18 protein-coding genes are annotated in these 15,727 nt (G+C 71.5%); 5 read left to right on the top strand and 13 right to left on the bottom strand.

Features of this window, described 5'->3' with window-relative positions; translation table 11 throughout:
* Positions 1–34: 34 nt before the first annotated feature.
* Positions 35–763, bottom strand: coding sequence for a DUF5919 domain-containing protein (locus ACFZCY_RS16705; RefSeq protein ID WP_391173475.1), 729 nt, complete (start codon positions 761–763; stop codon positions 35–37).
* A gap of 1,109 nt (positions 764–1,872) precedes the next feature.
* Positions 1,873–2,784 carry a GDSL-type esterase/lipase family protein gene (locus ACFZCY_RS16700; RefSeq protein WP_391173472.1) on the bottom strand — a complete coding sequence of 304 codons (912 nt, stop codon included), beginning with the start codon at positions 2,782–2,784 and terminating at the stop codon, positions 1,873–1,875.
* 66 nt (positions 2,785–2,850) lie between these two features.
* Here ACFZCY_RS16700 and ACFZCY_RS16695 point away from each other — a divergent pair, with 66 nt between their 5' ends.
* Both ACFZCY_RS16695 and ACFZCY_RS16690 read left to right on the top strand, forming a co-directional pair.
* Positions 2,851–3,063, top strand: a complete 213-nt coding sequence (locus ACFZCY_RS16695) for a hypothetical protein (protein ID WP_391173469.1) — start codon at positions 2,851–2,853, stop codon at positions 3,061–3,063.
* A gap of 148 nt (positions 3,064–3,211) precedes the next feature.
* On the top strand, positions 3,212–3,433 hold the full coding sequence (locus ACFZCY_RS16690; protein ID WP_039936516.1) for a hypothetical protein: 222 nt from the start codon (positions 3,212–3,214) through the stop codon (positions 3,431–3,433).
* 44 nt (positions 3,434–3,477) lie between these two features.
* Here the strand turns inward: ACFZCY_RS16690 and ACFZCY_RS16685 are convergent, their stop codons facing one another.
* The 5 genes from ACFZCY_RS16685 to ACFZCY_RS16665 form a co-directional block, all read right to left on the bottom strand.
* Positions 3,478–4,482, bottom strand: coding sequence for a CNNM domain-containing protein (locus ACFZCY_RS16685; protein WP_391173466.1), 1,005 nt, complete (start codon positions 4,480–4,482; stop codon positions 3,478–3,480).
* Positions 4,479–5,828: a CNNM domain-containing protein gene (locus tag ACFZCY_RS16680; protein WP_391173463.1), complete on the bottom strand. Its 1,350-nt coding sequence runs from the start codon at positions 5,826–5,828 to the stop codon at positions 4,479–4,481. Before ACFZCY_RS16680 ends, ACFZCY_RS16685 begins: the two co-directional genes overlap by 4 nt.
* A 96-nt stretch (positions 5,829–5,924) precedes the next feature.
* Positions 5,925–6,353: a GNAT family N-acetyltransferase gene (locus ACFZCY_RS16675; RefSeq protein ID WP_391173460.1), complete on the bottom strand. Its 429-nt coding sequence runs from the start codon at positions 6,351–6,353 to the stop codon at positions 5,925–5,927.
* A 43-nt stretch (positions 6,354–6,396) separates the two neighbouring features.
* Positions 6,397–7,302, bottom strand: a complete 906-nt coding sequence (locus ACFZCY_RS16670) for a TIGR03621 family F420-dependent LLM class oxidoreductase (protein ID WP_391173458.1) — start codon at positions 7,300–7,302, stop codon at positions 6,397–6,399.
* An 82-nt stretch (positions 7,303–7,384) separates the two neighbouring features.
* Entirely contained in the window at positions 7,385–8,203 is an 819-nt protein-coding gene (locus ACFZCY_RS16665) for an ATP-binding cassette domain-containing protein (RefSeq protein WP_391173455.1), read from the bottom strand.
* Between the two features lie 101 nt (positions 8,204–8,304).
* On the opposite strand from ACFZCY_RS16665, the gene ACFZCY_RS16660 reads away from it, so the two are divergent.
* Both ACFZCY_RS16660 and ACFZCY_RS16655 read left to right on the top strand, forming a co-directional pair.
* Positions 8,305–8,538, top strand: coding sequence for an antitoxin (locus ACFZCY_RS16660; RefSeq protein WP_055551448.1), 234 nt, complete (start codon positions 8,305–8,307; stop codon positions 8,536–8,538).
* A complete protein-coding gene (locus ACFZCY_RS16655) occupies positions 8,535–8,906 on the top strand; it encodes a hypothetical protein (protein WP_055551449.1) in 372 nt (123 codons plus the stop codon). The genes ACFZCY_RS16660 and ACFZCY_RS16655 overlap by 4 nt, the downstream gene beginning before the upstream one ends.
* 19 nt (positions 8,907–8,925) lie before the next feature.
* On the opposite strand, the gene ACFZCY_RS16650 is transcribed toward ACFZCY_RS16655, so the two are convergent.
* The 4 genes from ACFZCY_RS16650 to bioB all read right to left on the bottom strand — a co-directional run bounded on the left by ACFZCY_RS16650 (position 8,926) and on the right by bioB (position 12,961).
* Positions 8,926–9,597 (bottom strand): methyltransferase domain-containing protein, encoded by a 672-nt coding sequence (locus tag ACFZCY_RS16650; protein ID WP_391173449.1) that lies wholly within the window; start codon positions 9,595–9,597, stop codon positions 8,926–8,928.
* 70 nt (positions 9,598–9,667) lie between these two features.
* Positions 9,668–10,387, bottom strand: coding sequence for a dethiobiotin synthase (bioD, locus tag ACFZCY_RS16645; protein WP_391173445.1), 720 nt, complete (start codon positions 10,385–10,387; stop codon positions 9,668–9,670).
* A gap of 53 nt (positions 10,388–10,440) precedes the next feature.
* A complete protein-coding gene (locus ACFZCY_RS16640) occupies positions 10,441–11,754 on the bottom strand; it encodes an adenosylmethionine--8-amino-7-oxononanoate transaminase (RefSeq protein ID WP_391173443.1) in 1,314 nt (437 codons plus the stop codon).
* On the bottom strand, positions 11,747–12,961 hold the full coding sequence (bioB, locus tag ACFZCY_RS16635) for a biotin synthase BioB (protein ID WP_391173440.1): 1,215 nt from the start codon (positions 12,959–12,961) through the stop codon (positions 11,747–11,749). Before bioB ends, ACFZCY_RS16640 begins: the two co-directional genes overlap by 8 nt.
* A 191-nt stretch (positions 12,962–13,152) precedes the next feature.
* On the opposite strand from bioB, the gene ACFZCY_RS16630 reads away from it, so the two are divergent.
* Positions 13,153–14,337, top strand: coding sequence for an aminotransferase class I/II-fold pyridoxal phosphate-dependent enzyme (locus ACFZCY_RS16630; RefSeq protein WP_391173437.1), 1,185 nt, complete (start codon positions 13,153–13,155; stop codon positions 14,335–14,337).
* Positions 14,338–14,384: 47 nt separating this feature from the next.
* On the opposite strand, the gene ACFZCY_RS16625 is transcribed toward ACFZCY_RS16630, so the two are convergent.
* Together ACFZCY_RS16625 and ACFZCY_RS16620 are read right to left on the bottom strand one after the other, a co-directional pair.
* A complete protein-coding gene (locus ACFZCY_RS16625) occupies positions 14,385–14,618 on the bottom strand; it encodes a DUF397 domain-containing protein (protein WP_391173434.1) in 234 nt (77 codons plus the stop codon).
* Between the two features lie 10 nt (positions 14,619–14,628).
* Positions 14,629–15,498 carry a Scr1 family TA system antitoxin-like transcriptional regulator gene (locus ACFZCY_RS16620; RefSeq protein WP_391173431.1) on the bottom strand — a complete coding sequence of 290 codons (870 nt, stop codon included), beginning with the start codon at positions 15,496–15,498 and terminating at the stop codon, positions 14,629–14,631.
* Between the last annotated feature and the right edge of the window lie 229 nt (positions 15,499–15,727).

Below are 15,727 nucleotides of genomic sequence, written 5' to 3'. Positions count from 1 at the left end.
CTTTTCTGCGTTGTGGCTACCGCGCGGCGGGTGCCTATTCTACCGGTACGCCCCTGGACCACAATTCCTCTGCGTGTTCGGCGAACCGGTCAAACATGCCGCTGTCGCCATGCTTGCGCAAGTGCAGAAGGGGGGAGTCATGGCCGACCATGCGTGCGAGATGCGGAGTAACCAACGCTTGATTGTCGAACCGAAAAACGGATAGTGAGACGTGGTTAGCGGCATCGGCTGCTGCCGAGAACCGTGCCTCTATCCCTTCAACTGTTCCCAGCTTCGCGAGGTTTTCCAGCGTGACGCGGATGCGCGTGGAAACTGTAAGCGATACATCTTCGATCTGTTCGCGCTGACGCGTTACTTCGCAGTCAGGATTGCCTAGCAGGAACCTGACTCGGCACCCGTTTTCTGCTTTACGTTGCAGTGTGGTTGCGAACGTTGGTTGTTCCAGCCAGAGGAAATAGTTTGTGTAACCGGCGAAGAAGAGTTCATCCGAAGACTCTGTGATGAGGTCGCGCCACACTGTCGATGGGCATGCCGAGCGATACGGGTAAGAGTGGATAATTTCCCGGTCGGCACCCGTTTTCACGCGGTCTTTGATTGCCTTCGGCCAGATCATTTCTTGACTCACTCCCAACGCCATGCAGGCGTCCTCACGGTTCTGCGCGTGTGGAATCAGGGCTGCGTCCGCGATCCAACGTTCGACCGTCTTTCCGGAGACCCCGACGCGTGATGCAAGTTGCCGTGCCGACAGTTTGGCGTCAGCCATAGCTGATCGTAAGGCAGTGTTCAAGGTCTCCCCCTCGGACGTTTGGGCGTTCTTCAACGCTACCGCCCGAACGTCCCAACTGTCCCTAGACATGGGCGGATACGTCTTTGAGGGGTTGGCAGGCTGCCTAGACGCAAGGCCCCCGGCGACCGCGCGAACGGCCCCGGGGTATGGCCGATCTGAATGGAGCAGACCGACATGCAATGCCTATCACGACTACCCGAACGGGTGAGAGAGACCCTGTTCGGGCGACACACCCCCGGCAAGCACAGCCGCGCCTATGTGGCGCCCTCTGTGCCTGCTGCGCCTGTTTCCGCACCGGCGTCTGAGCCGATGGCGCTTGATGGACACGCACTCGCCATGGTGCGCCCCTACCTTGTGGCGCATGAGCGGAGGCAGGAACGGACGCGACGCCCGCAGCGCACACGCTCTCTTGTGCTGGCGACTGTGGGCGTCGACTTTCTGCCGGAGGTGCCTCGATGAGCGACCGGGAACCGGCGCGGCTGCTGCCATGGCATTCAGAAGGCGGGAAGCGGTGTTTCCTTGCCCCTGGCAGTGAGGGCGGACTTATCTGGCAGCTCGCTGACCAGATGGAAGCCGTTCAGCTCACGACAGGTGCCGAGGTGCTGAATCATGCGCGGAAGATCCTGAGCGACCCCAAGGCTTCCGCGACCGAGTTGCGTAACGTCGGCGCGCGGCTGTCCGAGTGCCTTAGCGACGCTCTACGGGTCGCTGAGAGCAGGGGAGCCCGGTTGCCCATGACGGACTGTGAGAGCGGCGTAGAGGTGTCCTCATGGCCCGCCCGGTGATGCGCTTCGTGCCGCACACTATCCGGCACGTGTCGGACGGCGGAGTCACGTTCGAAGCGTTCTGCGCCACGTCCGGCTGTGGTGAGACGTCTGGCCCGCAGGAAGAGCAGGAAGAGGCGCAGCAGTGGTGTCTACGCCACACCGGCCGGACTGGTCATGATCTCTTCCGCCGAGTCGTGACGGACCATGCACGTGTGACACGGGACGAATAAGCGCCCGGCACCGGTACCCCCGACAGGGAACGGGCCGCGCCCCCGGCAGCCTCACTCAACGGCTGGCGGGGGCGCTCTCGTGTGCCCGTCACTCTTGCGAGTCGTTACAGAGGACGCACCGCTCAGTGGGGCCAACTGCCTTATGACTGTGGGGAGTTGACTTCGGTGGTCCCTCAGCCCAGAGGTCGGCCCATGTCCAGTAGCAATCTATTTGTCCGCAATGATCCGCACAGATGGGCTTGTCCCAGTACGGGACTAACATTGGCGTAACGTTGTCGCCGGAGGAACGGCCCGTCAGCCGCCGGGCGATCCACGGCCCGAGGTGCTCGCGGGCGAACCGGGCGTCGGAGGTGCGGCGGGCCAGCCAGCCGGGGCGGAGCGCGGGCGGCAGCGGCGCGTCCCAGTCCTCCTCCGGCTCGTGGCCCAGCGCCTGCCAGACGGCCTCGGCGACCCGGCGGTGCCCCTCGGCGTTCAGATGGAGGCGGTCGTCCGCCCACATCCGGGGGTCGCCGACCGCCTCGGAGGCGTACAGGTCCACGACGAGCGCGTCATGCCGCACGGCCAGCTCGTCCACGAAGGAGAACAGCCGCTCCATCCGCGGCAGGAACCGCTCGAACACCGGGCCGCGCCGCCCGGGGCTGCGCATCAGCACCAGCTGCTTGCAGCTGGGCGCGAGCCGCTCGACGGCCTCCTCCAGCAGCCCGCACACCCGTCCGACGTCGCATTTCGGCCGCAGGACGTCGTTCCCCCCGCCGACCAGCGTCACCAGGTCCGCGCCCATCGCGGCCGCCCGGCCCGTCTGCTCGTCCACGATCTGGCCGATCAGCTTCCCGCGCACCGCGAGATTGGCGTACCGGAATCCTGGGGTACGGGCCGCCAGCCGGGCGGCGAGCAGATCCGCCCAGCCGCGGTAGCCGCCGTCCGGGAGGGCGTCGGACATGCCCTCGGTGAAGGAGTCGCCGACCGCGACAAAGCTTGTATAGGTGGTGTTCGTCTGCATGGCTCGGACGATCTTATCCGGTGCACGCGGGCTGCGCGGAGGCGGAGGCGCGCGCATCATGAGCCAATGGCGATGACCCACATCTATTTCGAGGGCGGTGCCCGGAACGGGACGACGGCGAGCTGGAACCTCGAACCCGGGGCGGACATCTACGACGACAACATCTTCCGGCCGCCCGAGCTGTACCGGCGCACGGACCGCACGAAGGTGATCGGGCACGTCGAATACGCCGTCTTCCGCTACGACCCGGCAGGCGCACGGCCCGGCCGCCGGCCCTGAGCGCCCCGCGCGCGGATGGCCGGGAATCCGCGGCGGGGGCGGCGCGCGGAGGCAAACGGGTCGCTCGGTTGGGCGGAGCGGGGTTCCGTACGGCGCGGAGTAGGGCAGTCTGGTCCGCGTGGATGCCTTTGAATGCGACCGTACGACGATGGCGATCGTCGCCGCCGCCCTCGCCGACGACGGTGAGGGCGCGGCGGCCCTGCTGGAGCCGCTGGAGACGCGCGATGTGTGCCGGGTCGCCGTCCGGCTCGCCGCGATGGCCGCCGACGCGCTGCTGGCCGTGGCCGAGGAGGGCGGCGGCGGACGGGAGGAGGCGCTGGCGCACTGGCAGGCGTGCATCATCGCCCATGAGTCCAGACGGGACCAGTGACGGACCGGCCAGCCGCCCCCCGTCACCGCACGCTCGCCGTAACGTCACGCCACCAGCAGGCGCAGCACGTCCTCCATCGTGACCAGCCCCTCCAGCCGCCCCTCCGCGTCGATGACGGGCGCGAGATGGGTGCCGCTGTCGCGCATCGCGGTCAGCACGTCGTCCAGCGGCGTCTGGGACCGCACCCGGGCGACCGGCCGCAGCTGATCGGGGCGGAACGGAACGTCGCGCGGATGGGCGTCCAGCGCGTCCTTCACATGCAGATAGCCCAGGATCCGCCCGGATCCGTCGATCACGGGGAAGCGGGAGAAGCCGGTTTCGGCCGACCTTCGCTCCAGTTCCTCGGGGGTGACCCCGATCCGCGCCGAGACCACCCGGTCCATGGGCAGAACCACGTCCCGCACCGGCCGCCGCCCCAGCTCCAGCGCGTCCCGCAGCCGCTCGGCACCGCGGTCGTCCAGCAGCCCGGCCTCACTGGAGTCCGCGACCATGCGCGCCAGTTCGTCATCCGAGAAGGTGGCCGCCACCTGGCCCTGGGGCTCGACCCGCATCAGCTTCAGCAGACCGTTGGCGAACGCGTTGACCGCGAAGATGACCGGGCGCAGCGCCCGTGCCAGCCCCACCAGCGGCGGCCCGAGCAGCAGCGCGGTGCGCACCGGCTCGGCCAGCGCCACGTTCTTCGGCACCATCTCGCCGACCAGCATGTGCAGATAGGTCGCCAGGCCCAGCGCGATCACGAACGAGATGGGATGGACCAGCCCGAGCGATAGCCCGGCCGCGTGGAACAGCGGCTCCAGCAGATGCGCGATGGCCGGTTCCGCGACGGCGCCCAGCACCAGCGTGCACAGCGTGATGCCGAGCTGGGCGGCGGCCAGCAGCGCGGAGACGTGTTCGAGCCCCCACAGCACGGCCCGCGCCCGGCGGTCGCCCCGCTCGGCGTACGGCTCGATCTGGCTGCGCCGCACCGAGATCAGGGCGAACTCGGCGCCCACGAAGAAGGCGTTCGCGACCAGCGTCAGCAGGCCGATCAGCAGCTGGACGGCGGTCATGGGCCCCTCCCGCCGTGGTCCTGGCTCCGGCCGTGGCCGCGGGGGAGCGGGGCGTGCAGCCGTACGCGGGCGGCGCGGTGGCCCGCCGCGTTCACCACCTCCATCCGCCAGCCCTCCGTCCGGACCGTGTCGCCCACGACCGGGATACGGCCCAGCTCGGCCGCGATCAGCCCGGCCAGCGTCTCGTACGGACCCGGGGGCACCCGCAGCCCGATCTCCTCCAGCTGATCGACCCGGGCGGCGCCGTCCGCGTCGTACACCGCCCGGCCCTCCGCGTCCTCGCCGGCCGGGGCCAGATCGGCGGTCTCGTGCGGATCGTGCTCGTCGCGCACCTCGCCGACCACCTCCTCGACGATGTCCTCCAGGGTGACGACCCCGGCCGTGCCGCCGTACTCGTCGATGACCACGGCCATGCTGCGGTTGGCCGAGAGCCGGTCCAGCAGCCGGTCCACGGTGAGCGACTCGGGGACCAGCAGCGCCTCGTGCATCAGCTCGGACACGGGATGGCGCGGCCGCGCCTCGGCGGGGACGGTGAGCACGTCCTTGATGTGGACGACGCCCGCCACCGCGTCCAGGCTGTCGCGGTGGACGGGGAAGCGGGACAGCCCGGTGGCGCGGGTCGCGTTGGCGACGTCCTCGGCGGTGGCCCGTACGTCCAGCGCGATCACCTGCACCCGGGGCGTCATCACGTTCTGCGCGGTCAGCTCGCTCAGATTGAGGGTGCGGACGAACAGCTCCGCGGTGTCCTCCTCCAGCGCGCCCTCCTTCGCCGAGTGCCGGGCGAGCGCGATCAGCTCCTGCGGGCTGCGCGTCGAGGCCAGCTCCTCGGCGGGCTCCAGGCCCATCCGGCGCACCATGTGGTTGGCGGTGTTGTTGAGGTGGGCGATGAGCGGGCGGAAGGCCGCGCTGAAGACGCGCTGCGGGGTGGCGACGGCCCGGGCGACCGGCAGCGGGCGGGAGATCGCCCAGTTCTTGGGGACCAGCTCGCCGACCACCATCATCACCACCGTCGACAAGGCGGTGCCGATGACCAGGGCCACCGAGTGGACGGCGGAGCGGGGCACCCCGATCGCGGTGAGCGGCCCGCCCAGCAGCACCGCGATGGACGGTTCGGCGAGCATGCCCACGACCAGGTTGGTGACGGTGATGCCCAGCTGGGCGCCCGAGAGCTGGTACGTCAGGCCGCGCACGGCCTTCAGGGCGCTCTCCGCACCGCGCTCGCCGCGCTCCACGGCCCGCTCCAGCTCGCCGCGCTCGACCGTGGTCAGCGAGAACTCCGCCGCCACGAATCCGCCGCAGGCGAGCGCCAGCAGGAGCGCCATGGCCAGGAGGAGGACTTCGGTCATCGGTTCACCTCCGTCCCATGATCCGGCAGGGCCCGGAGGAGCGCGCGACGGGAGACGCCGCGCACTCTCATCGTAAAGGCACGGCAAACCGCCGGGTCAGGCGCGGACGAGCGGCTTCACCCAGCGGCTCCACTGCGGCTCCCGGGCGTAACCGGCCGCGCTCCACGCGTGGTGGGCGAGCGCGTTCGCGTCGAGCACCATGGCGTCCCCGCGCCGCCCGCCCAGCGCCGCGAACCGCTCCTCGGCCGCCGCGAGCAGCGCCGTCGCCACGCCCCGGCGGCGGTGGGCGGGGTGGACCGCGAGCCGGTACAGATGGCAGCGCCAGCCGTCGAAGCCCGCTATGACGGTCCCGGCGAGCGCCCCGTCCCGCTCGGCCAGCAGCAGCGACTCCGGGTCCCGGGCGATCAGCCGGGCCACCCCGGCCCGGTCGTCGCTGATGCTGGTGCCCTCGGCGGCCTCGCGCCAGAAGCCGAGCACGGTGTCGACGTCCGAGGGCCCGGCGGCCCGTATTCGAAGATCATCCATGCCCGCATCCCACCACCGGGCGGCACCTGGCGTCGACCGGGTTTCAGCTGCCGCGCAGCTCCTCGATCACCGGTGCGAAGGTCTCCATGTGGTGCTCCAGCACGGTGAAGTACGAGAATCCGAAGCGCTCGCGGTGGGCCCGCAGCTGGTCCGCGATGTCCTTGGGGCCGCCCAGCAGCAGCGCGGGGTGTTCCAGCAGCTGGTCCTCGGTGGCGTCGGGGGCGTATGGCTGCAGCTCGCGGGCCTTGGCGCGGCGGTCGCCGGTGGTGTCGACCATCTGGATCAGATAGTTCAGCTCGGGCGGCTCCGGCCGGGCCTCGGCATCGGCTTCGGCGGCGAAGCGGCGGAAGGCCGCCACCCGCTCGTCCAGCGCATCCGGGGTGATCATCTTCATCGGGCTGGGCGCTCCCTCCGGAGCCTGGACCGCGCCCGTGAAGGCCGCGATCTCCGCGTGACGGGCGGCCACCCGCAGCAGCCGGTCGCCGTTGCCGCCCAGCAGCAGCGGCGGGCGCGGCGTCTGCGCGGGCCGCGGCTGCTGCTCGGGATCGGTCAGCAGCTGCGCCAGCTCACGGACGGTGTGCTCGAGGTGGTCCACCCGCTCGCGCGGCGACCCGAACGGCAGCCCGGCGCTGTCGTGCTCGGCCTTCACATACCCCGCCCCCAGGCCCAGCTCGAGCCGTCCCCCGGTGAGCGCGTCACAGGTGGCGACCTCGCGGGCCAGCAGGGCCGGGTTCCAGAAGCCGAGGTTGAGGACGAAGGTGCCCAGCCGTGGCCGCTCGGTGGCCTCGGCGGCGGCCACCAGGGCCGCGAACGGCGCGGGCATGCCCAGATGGTCGGGGACGAGCAGCACGTCGTAGCCCAGATGCTCGGCGCGGCGGCACTTCTCCCGCCACGCCGGGGCCGATTCGAGCGCGAGGAGATTGACTCCGAAACGGAACGGCCTTGCCATGAGCCCTCCTTGATCGGGGATGTCCCGAACCTATCGGAGAAGCGGCTCTCCTGGGGGCCGCCTTGTGCTCTCGGCAGAGCGCTCAGTAGCCCGCGTCGGCCACCGGGCCGTCGGCCGCCGCGATGTGCGCCCGGGTGAAGATCTGCATGCGGCCCAGCACCGAGTCGGCAGTGGGGCGCTCCATCCGGTCCACGATCCGGCCGTCGTCGAGGAAGAGCACCAGGTCGGAGTGGGCGGCGGCGCTCGGGTCATGGGTCACCATGACCACCGTCTGGCCCAGGTCGTCCACCGCCTCGCGCAGGAAGGTCAGCACCTCCAGGCCCGCCCGCGAGTCCAGGTTGCCGGTCGGCTCGTCCGCGAAGATCAGCTCGGGGCGGGAGGCCAGCGCCCGCGCGCAGGCCACCCGCTGCTGCTGGCCGCCGGACAGCTGGGCGGGCCGGTGTTTCAGCCGGTCCCGGAGCCCGAGGGTGTCGATGACCCGCTCCAGCCACTCCGGGTCGGGCTTCTGGCCCGCGATGTCCATCGGCAGGGTGATGTTCTCGGCCGCGTTCAGGGTGGGCAGCAGATTGAACGACTGGAACATGAAACCGATCCGGTCGCGGCGCAGCTGGGTCAGCTGCCGGTCGTTGAGCCCGGTGATCTCGGTGTCGCCCAGCCAGACCTGGCCCGAGGAGACCGTGTCCAGCCCCGCCAGGCAGTGCATCAGCGTGGACTTGCCGGAACCGGACGGCCCCATGACCGCGGTGAACCTGCCCCGCTCGATCTCCACGTCCACCGCGTCCAGGGCGATCACGGCGGTCTCGCCGGTGCCGTACGCCTTGGTCAGGCCGCGGGCCCGGGCCGCCGCGCGAGCGCCGCCCTCCGCGTCCCCGTCTGTTCTCGTCGCCGCCGGTGTGGACACAAACGCCTCCCGTGTCGGAACGGTTTGCCCTCGATGGTAGGGACCGTCCCGGCTTTCGCGCGCGGTTGGCGCTGCTAGCAAATATGCGCTAGCTTGAGAGCGTGGCCAAAACACAGCTGAACGTCCGGGTCGACGAAACCACCGCCGAGGTGGCGCGGGAGCGTGCACTGCAGCGGGGCGTGAGCGTCAACCGCTACATCGAAGAGCTGGTGCGCAAGGACGCGGGCGAGGTGGGGCATACGTTCGTGGAGGCTGCCGCCGACTTCATGAAGCAGTACCAGTCCGTCTTCGACGAGGAGTTCGGCCGGGAGCTCGGAGGCGAAGCGCGCCGTTGACCGTGCGTATCGATCTCGCCTGGCTTCTGATGATCGCCGAACACAACACTCCGGGGGACCCGCGCGTCACCGACTACGGTGCGCTGGTGGCCGCCGTGAGCCGCCACGAGGCGGAGATATTCGGCACCCCGATCTACACCGACCCGCAGGAGCGGGCCGCCGCGCTGTTGCAGCTGCTGCTCCTGGTACCGGCCCTGGAGCGCTCGAACGCGCTGTTCGCGTCGGCCGTCGCGTACGCGTACCTGGTGGCGAGCGGGCTGAAGGTGGCCATCTCGCCGGAGCGCGTGCGGGATCTGGCCCGCCTGGTGCACGACGGTGCCGTGGATGTGCACGCGATCGCGGACGAGCTGCGCCGCTGGAGCGTCTAGGAGATACCCCTGACGAGCGCTACGCCGCCGGGCGCCGCACCACGCCCAGCGTGCAGGGCGACGTGGGCAGCGGAAGCCCCCGTTCGGGGAGCCGCAGGGACCGGTGGGTGACGGGCTCGAAGCCCACCCGCGCCATCTCGACCCGCACCTCGCGTCCCGTATGGCAGCCGCCGAACATCCGCGGCCACACCGTGCGGTCCAGCACCCCCTGCGTCATCGCCAGCGCCCGCCCCTCGGCCCGCCCGTGCTCCAGGAACCGCAGCTCACCGCCCGGCCGCAGCACCCGCATCAGTTCGGCCAGGGTGCGCTGGACGTCCCGTACGGAACACAGCACCAGACACGCCACCGCCGCGTCGAACGCCTCGCTCTTGACCGGCAGCGCCTCCGCGACCCCGGGCACCACATCCACCGGAACCTCGGCCCGGTGGCCCGCCCGCACCGCCAGCCGGCGCAGATGACGCTCGGGCTCGATGGCGACGACCTCGCAGACGGCGCTCGGGTAGTGCGCGAAGTTCAGGCCGTTGCCGGCGCCGATCTCGATGACCCGGCCGGACAGCCCGGCCAGCAGCTCACTACGGAGTTCGGCGACCCCGGCCCGTTCGTCGGCCAAGGGGCTGACCTTGGCGTAGAAGCGGGCGAAGAGCGGATGGTGGACGGTTTCGCACGGGGGCCGGGGACGGCGTACGGGCATGAGTGACACCCCTTTTCCAGCGGGACGGCTGTGTACCGGTACTGGGAGTCTGCCCATGCCGCCCCCACCGTCAAGCCGTGCAGTGCTCCATCATGAACTGCTCCGCGTCCCAGCCGCCGTCGAGCCGCGGGGCCAGCCACCCCGGGGCCGCCGCGCGGAAGTCGGCGGGCGGAAGGGCCCCGGCCCGCTCGGGTACGGCGCCCAGCAGCGGGGCGCCCGCCGCCTTCGGCAGGTCGGTCCGGTTGCAGCGGGAGGCGAGATCGGCGTCGGCGGGCCAGCTGCCGATGACGACGCCGGGGAAGCGCAGGCCCCGGGAGCGCAGCGCCTCGGCCGTGAGGGCCGTGGCGTTGAGCGTGCCGAGGCCCGCGTGCGCGACGACCAGGACGGGCGCGTCGAGCAGCCGGGCCGCGTCGGCGAGCGTCGCGCCGGTCTCGTCGAACCGTACGAGCAGGCCGCCCGCGCCCTCGACGAGCACCAGATCGTGCTCGGCGGCCAGCTTCTCCGCCGCCTCCGCGATCTCGTGCGGCCGCACCGCGGGGCGCCCGGAGCGGCGCGCCGCGGTGTCGGGCGCCAGCGGCTCGGGGTAGCGGGCGAGTTCGCGCAGGGTCACGTCACCGGCGAGCCGGGCCACCTCGGCGGCATCGCCCGGCTCGTTCGGACCGACGCCGGTCTGCGCGGGTTTGAGGACGGCGACCGACCGGCCGCGCGCCAGCGCCGTCGCCGCGACGGCCGCCGTGGTGACGGTCTTGCCGACCTCCGTGCCGGTGCCGGTCACGACCAGTACTGACATCTGTTGCTTCGTGCCTTTCGCTGTTGTCTCGCTGTTGTCCGGCTGCTGCCCCGTCAGCCCGCCGCGGCCGCCGCCCGTACCGCCGTGCAGATCCGGGCCAGATCGTCGTCGCCGGTGATGTAGGGCGGCATGGTGTAGAGCAGATCGCGGAACGGCCGCAGCCATACGCCCTCGCGCACCGCTGCCCGCGACGCCGCCGCCATGCCCGCGTCGTCGAGCGGGTGGTCGAGCTGGACGACGCCGATCGCGCCGAGCACCCGTACGTCCCGTACGCCGGGCAGCTCGGCCGCGGGCGCCAGCCCGTCCCGCAGCCCCGTCTCGATCCGCTTGATCTCCTGCCGCCAGTCGTAGGACAGCAGCAGGTCGATCGAGGCGCCCGCGACGGCGGCGGCCAGCGGATTGCCCATGAACGTCGGGCCGTGGGCGAGCACCGGAAGCTCGCCGCGCGAGATGCCCTCCGCCACCCGCGAGGTGCACAAGGTGGCGGCCAGGGTCAGATAACCGCCGGTCAGCGCCTTGCCCACGCACATCACATCGGGGCTGACCCCGGCGTGCCCGGCCGCGAAGAGCGTGCCGGTGCGCCCGAAGCCGGTGGCGATCTCGTCGAACACCAGCAGGACGTCGTGCTCGTCGCACGCCTCGCGCAGCGTCCGCAGCAGGGCGGGCGAGTGGAAGCGCATGCCGCCCGCGCCCTGCACCACCGGTTCCACGATCACCGCGGCCAGCTCGTCCGCGTGGCGGGCCACCAGCTCGCGCACATGTGCCTCGTACGCCGGGTCCGGCTCGGCGTCGAAGCCGGGCGGCGGCGCGTCCGCGAAGACCTGCTCCGGCAGGACGCCCGACCACAGCCGGTGCATGCCGCCCTCCGGGTCGCACACCGCCATCGGCTGCCAGGTGTCGCCGTGGTAGCCGCCGCGCCAGGTCAGCAGCCGCTGCTTGGCGGGGCGGCCGAGCGAGCGCCAGTACTGGAGGCACATCTTGACCGCGACCTCGACCGACACCGAGCCCGAGTCGGCGAGGAAGACGTGCTGCAGCGGTTCCGGTGTGATCTCCACGAGCCGGGTGGCCAGCCGCACGGCGGGCTCATGGGTGAGCCCGCCGAACATCACATGGCTCATCCGGTCGAGCTGACCGCGCGCCGCGTCGTTGAGCACCGGGTGGTTGTAGCCGTGGATGGCGGACCACCACGACGACATCCCGTCCACCAGTTCCCGTACGCCCTCCACCGGCTCGGCGAGCCGCAGCCGGACCCCGGCCGCGGACTCCACGACGAGCGGGTCCGTGCGGCCGGGCATCGGGCCGTACGGATGCCAGACGTGCTGCCGGTCCAGCGCCAGCAGCGCGTCGGGCGTCAGCGGCTCAGGCATTGGGCGGCAGTTCCGTCCCCGCGCCCCGGCGGCGCACCGCGACCAGGTCCGCGTGCGACTCCCCGGCCGCGACCGCGACGGGCTCCACGACAGGCTCGGCGGAGGTGTCGGCAGCGGTGCCGGGCACGTCCCCGCACGGGCCGCAGCCGCCGCCCTCCGCACCGTGCGAACCGCAGCCGCCTGCCGCCGCCGCGGCTACGTCGGCGCGGTGCGCGGGCAGCGTCCGGGTGTCCGTGCCCTCCACCTCGAAGCCCGCGTCGGCGATCATCGCCAGGTCGTCCTTGCCCGACTGGCCCTCGGTGGTCAGATAGTCGCCGAGGAAGATCGAGTTCGCCAGGTGCAGGGCCAGCGGCTGGAGGGAACGCAGATGGATCTCGCGCCCGCCCGCGAGCCGCACCTCCACGTCCGGGCATACGAACCGCACCATGGCGAGGATGCGCAGACAGCGCTGCGGGGTGAGGTTCCAGTCCCCGGCCAGTGGGGTGCCCTCGATCGGGATGAGGAAGTTGACCGGCACCGAGTCCGGGTTCAGCTCGCGCAGCGAGAAGACCACGTCGACCAGGTCCTCGTCGCGCTCGCCCATGCCTGCGATCAGCCCGGAGCATGCCGACATGCCCGCGGACCGGGCCTGCCGCACGGTGGAGACCCGGTCGGCGTAGGTGTGGGTGGTGGTGATGTCGCCGTACGTGGCCTCGGAGGTGTTGAGGTTGTGGTTGTACGCGTCGGCGCCCGCCTCCCGCAGCCGCTGCGCCTGCCCGTCGGACAGCAGCCCGAGACAGGCGCAGATCTCGACGTCCTCGTTCTGCTCCTTGATCGCGGCGATGGTCTGCGAGACCCGGTCCACGTCCCGGTCCGTCGGCCCGCGCCCGCTGGCGACCAGGCAGACCCGCTTGGCGCCGCCCGCGACCCCGGCCTCCGCCGCAGCCGCCGCCTGGTCCGGCTTGAGCCAGGTGTACTTGAGGATCTCGGACTTCGAGCCGAGCCGCTGCGAGCAGTACGAGCAGTCCTCGGGGCACAGCCCGGACTTGAGGTTCACCAGGTAGTTGAGCTTCACCCGCCGCCCGAACCAGCGACGGCGCACCTTGCCCGCGGCGGCCACCACGTCGAGCACGTCGTCGTCGGAAGTCGCCAATACCGCGAGAGCCTCTGCGCGGGTCGGCGACTCGCCCCGCAGCCCCTTTTCCACCAGCGTGTTCAGCAGGTCCATGGCGGAGATCCTGTCTTACCCCACCGCTCCTGGCCAAGGAGGGACCGTACAAGACGCGGCGTTCGGGGTGTGTGTATTGCCACACCCTGACCACGCATGGGCACGACTACCTTCTATCCGGACCCCACAGTCGGTGCCCGGTACCCGCCCGGCCGCGCCCGGCCCAGGCCCGAACGAAGACGAGGAAGCCGATGCCCAAGGACCGCCAGGACGACCCGTTCGCGATCGACCCGTTCTCGTGGATCGACGCCGACCGGGAGCAGCGCGGCCGCGCCGGGCTGCATCGCGTGCTCGGCCCCCGGCCCGCCGAGTCCCCGCTGCTGGACCTCGCCAGCAACGACTACCTGGGCCTGGCCCGGCACCCCGAGGTGACGGCCGCGGCGGCGGAGGCGGCACGCCGCTGGGGTGCGGGCTCGACCGGCTCCCGGCTGGTCACCGGGTCCACCGAGCTGCACGCGACGCTGGAGGCGGAGCTGGCCGCGTTCTGCGGCTTCGAGGCGGCGCTGGTGTTCTCCTCCGGGTACGCCGCCAACCTGGCCGCGGTCTCGGCGCTGAGCGGCCGGGGCGCGCTCATCGTCTCCGACGCGGGCAACCACGCCTCGCTCATCGACGGCTGCCGGCTCTCCCGCGCCGAGGTCGCCGTCGCCCCGCACGCCGACCCCGACGCCGCGGCCAAGGTCCTCGACGGGGCCCGCAGGGAGGACCCGGGGCGCCGCGCGCTCGTCGTCTCCGACTCGGTCTTCTCGGTGGACGGCGACGTGGCACCGCTGACCGGGCTCGCCGCCGCCTGCCGGGCGCACGGCGCGGCGCTGGTGGTGGACGACGCGCACGGCCTGGGCGTGGTGGGCGACGGCGGGCGCGGCGCCCCGTACGCCGCCGGGCTCGCGGGCGCGCCGGACGTGGTGGTCACGGCCACCCTGTCGAAGTCGCTGGGCAGTCAGGGCGGGGTGGTGCTGGGGCCCGCCCGGGTGATCGGGCATCTGGTGAACACCGCTCGTACGTTCATCTTCGACACCGGCCTCAACCCGGCCGCCGTGGGCGCCGCCCTGGCGAGTCTGCGGCTGCTGTGCCGGGAGCCGGAGCGCGCCGCCCGGGCCCGTACGGTCGCGGCGCGGCTGCACGCACGGCTGACCGCCGCCGGGCTCACCGCGGCGCGGCCCGACGCCTCGGTGGTGTCGGTGCGCGCGCCCTCCCCCGAGCAGGCGGTGCGCTGGGCCGCGGACTGCCGTGCGGCCGGTCTGGTGGTGGGCTGCTTCCGTCCCCCGTCCGTACCCGACGGCATCTCCCGGGTACGGCTCACCGCTCGCGCGGATCTGACGGATCAGCAGGTGGAGCAGGCGGCCGACGTGATCGTGGGGACCGCACCGGCCGCCTGACGGATCGATCTGACGGATCGGTGTCCGGCGGTGTGGAGCCCTCCCGGCTACGGCCGGGAGGCCTCCCCGGAACCGGGGTCACCGAGATCGCCGCGGCACAGGTCCTCGACGAACGAGGTCCAGGCCGACGGAGGGAACAGCAGGGCGGGACCCGCGGTGTTCTTCGAGTCCCGCACGGCGAGCAGACCCGGACTCAGCCGGGCCGTTTCGACGCAGTTGTTCATTCCGACGCTGTAGCTGCTGCGCAGCCAGGCAGCGGACTTGACGGACAGATCGGACATGGTGCCCCTCTCAGGCGCCGCCCCCGATTTTCTTGATGAACGTCAATGATTCCTCTGGTGCCAGGGCGTTGGTCCGCAGCACATCGAATGCGCTGCTGTACGCCCGGAGGTCTTCTTTCCGCTCCAGATAGAGGCTACTCGTCAAATGGTCGAGAACTACTACGTCGAGGTCAGTAATGTGCGTAAAAGAGAAGATAATGAAAGGACCTGTAATACCAATGGGCATTCCGGCGGAAAACGGCAATACCTGCAACCGCACCTGCGGTAATTCGGCCAACTCGGCCAATTGTCGTAGCTGAGCCCGCATCACCCCGGCGTCGCCCACTCCGCGCCGTAACACCGCCTCGTCGAGCACCGCGTGCAGCCGCAGCGGCCGATCCTCGCGCAGCACCGACTGGCGCGCGATCCGCACCTCGACCAGCGTGTCCAGCTGGTCCTCCGGTAGCTCCGGCAGCGCCGCCCGGGTCACCGTCCGCGCGTAGTCCGCGGTCTGCAGCAGCCCCGGCACCACCGTGGTCTCCAGCGTGTACGCCGCCGACGCCTCCGCCTCCAGGCTGATGAAGTCCCGGTAGGCGGGCGGCAGCAGATCCCGGTACGCGTACCACCAACCGCGCCGCGACCCCTCCGGATCCGAGGCGCCCCCGCCGCACAGCGCCTCCAGCAGGGCCCGCAGCTGTGGGTCGGTGACCCCGTAGACATCAAGCAGCCGGGCCACATCGGCGGGCTTCGCCCCGCTGCGCCCGGTCTCGATCCGGCTCACCTTCGACTGGTGCCAGCTCAGTCGCCGCGCGGCTTCGCCGCTGGTGAGCCCCGCCAGATCGCGCTGGCGGCGCAGCTCCGCGCCGAGCTTGCGGCGGCGTACCGCCGGGCCGTACCGCATGGGATCTCCCTCCCGCCTGTCCCGCACTTGTCCCGCCCTGTCGTGACCATGGCCCAGTCTGCCCGGCAAATCCGGTCTTCCGTAGCAGAGTTCACCGCTTCGGGCGACAGATATATGCATAACTCGGTGGATCGCCCCCGTCACGGAGGGCATCGGTGGCAGTCTGACGGTCGGAGCCGCCGGGGCCGCCCCACCCGGACCCCAAGGCTGCGCGGCGCCCCCGAACGCG

The sequence above is a fragment of the Streptomyces sp. NPDC007983 genome, from assembly GCF_042958345.1.
In the GTDB taxonomy this organism is placed as follows: Bacteria; Actinomycetota; Actinomycetes; order Streptomycetales; family Streptomycetaceae; genus Streptomyces.
This window is presented reverse-complemented; position numbering and strand designations above follow the sequence as displayed.

Bases quoted from the DNA above. Each gene is read 5' to 3' on its own strand.
- ACFZCY_RS16705 (WP_391173475.1), bottom strand. From the start codon at position 763: ATGGCTGACGCCAAACTGTCGGCACGGCAACTTGCATCACGCGTCGGG.
- ACFZCY_RS16700 (WP_391173472.1), bottom strand. From the start codon at position 2,784: ATGCAGACGAACACCACCTATACAAGCTTTGTCGCGGTCGGCGACTCC.
- ACFZCY_RS16695 (WP_391173469.1), top strand. From the start codon at position 2,851: ATGGCGATGACCCACATCTATTTCGAGGGCGGTGCCCGGAACGGGACG.
- ACFZCY_RS16690 (WP_039936516.1), top strand. From the start codon at position 3,212: ATGGCGATCGTCGCCGCCGCCCTCGCCGACGACGGTGAGGGCGCGGCG.
- ACFZCY_RS16685 (WP_391173466.1), bottom strand. From the start codon at position 4,482: ATGACCGCCGTCCAGCTGCTGATCGGCCTGCTGACGCTGGTCGCGAAC.
- ACFZCY_RS16680 (WP_391173463.1), bottom strand. From the start codon at position 5,828: ATGACCGAAGTCCTCCTCCTGGCCATGGCGCTCCTGCTGGCGCTCGCC.
- ACFZCY_RS16675 (WP_391173460.1), bottom strand. From the start codon at position 6,353: ATGGATGATCTTCGAATACGGGCCGCCGGGCCCTCGGACGTCGACACC.
- ACFZCY_RS16670 (WP_391173458.1), bottom strand. From the start codon at position 7,302: ATGGCAAGGCCGTTCCGTTTCGGAGTCAATCTCCTCGCGCTCGAATCG.
- ACFZCY_RS16650 (WP_391173449.1), bottom strand. From the start codon at position 9,597: ATGCCCGTACGCCGTCCCCGGCCCCCGTGCGAAACCGTCCACCATCCG.
- bioD (WP_391173445.1), bottom strand. From the start codon at position 10,387: ATGTCAGTACTGGTCGTGACCGGCACCGGCACGGAGGTCGGCAAGACC.
- ACFZCY_RS16640 (WP_391173443.1), bottom strand. From the start codon at position 11,754: ATGCCTGAGCCGCTGACGCCCGACGCGCTGCTGGCGCTGGACCGGCAG.
- bioB (WP_391173440.1), bottom strand. From the start codon at position 12,961: ATGGACCTGCTGAACACGCTGGTGGAAAAGGGGCTGCGGGGCGAGTCG.
- ACFZCY_RS16630 (WP_391173437.1), top strand. From the start codon at position 13,153: ATGCCCAAGGACCGCCAGGACGACCCGTTCGCGATCGACCCGTTCTCG.
- ACFZCY_RS16625 (WP_391173434.1), bottom strand. From the start codon at position 14,618: ATGTCCGATCTGTCCGTCAAGTCCGCTGCCTGGCTGCGCAGCAGCTAC.
- ACFZCY_RS16620 (WP_391173431.1), bottom strand. From the start codon at position 15,498: ATGCGGTACGGCCCGGCGGTACGCCGCCGCAAGCTCGGCGCGGAGCTG.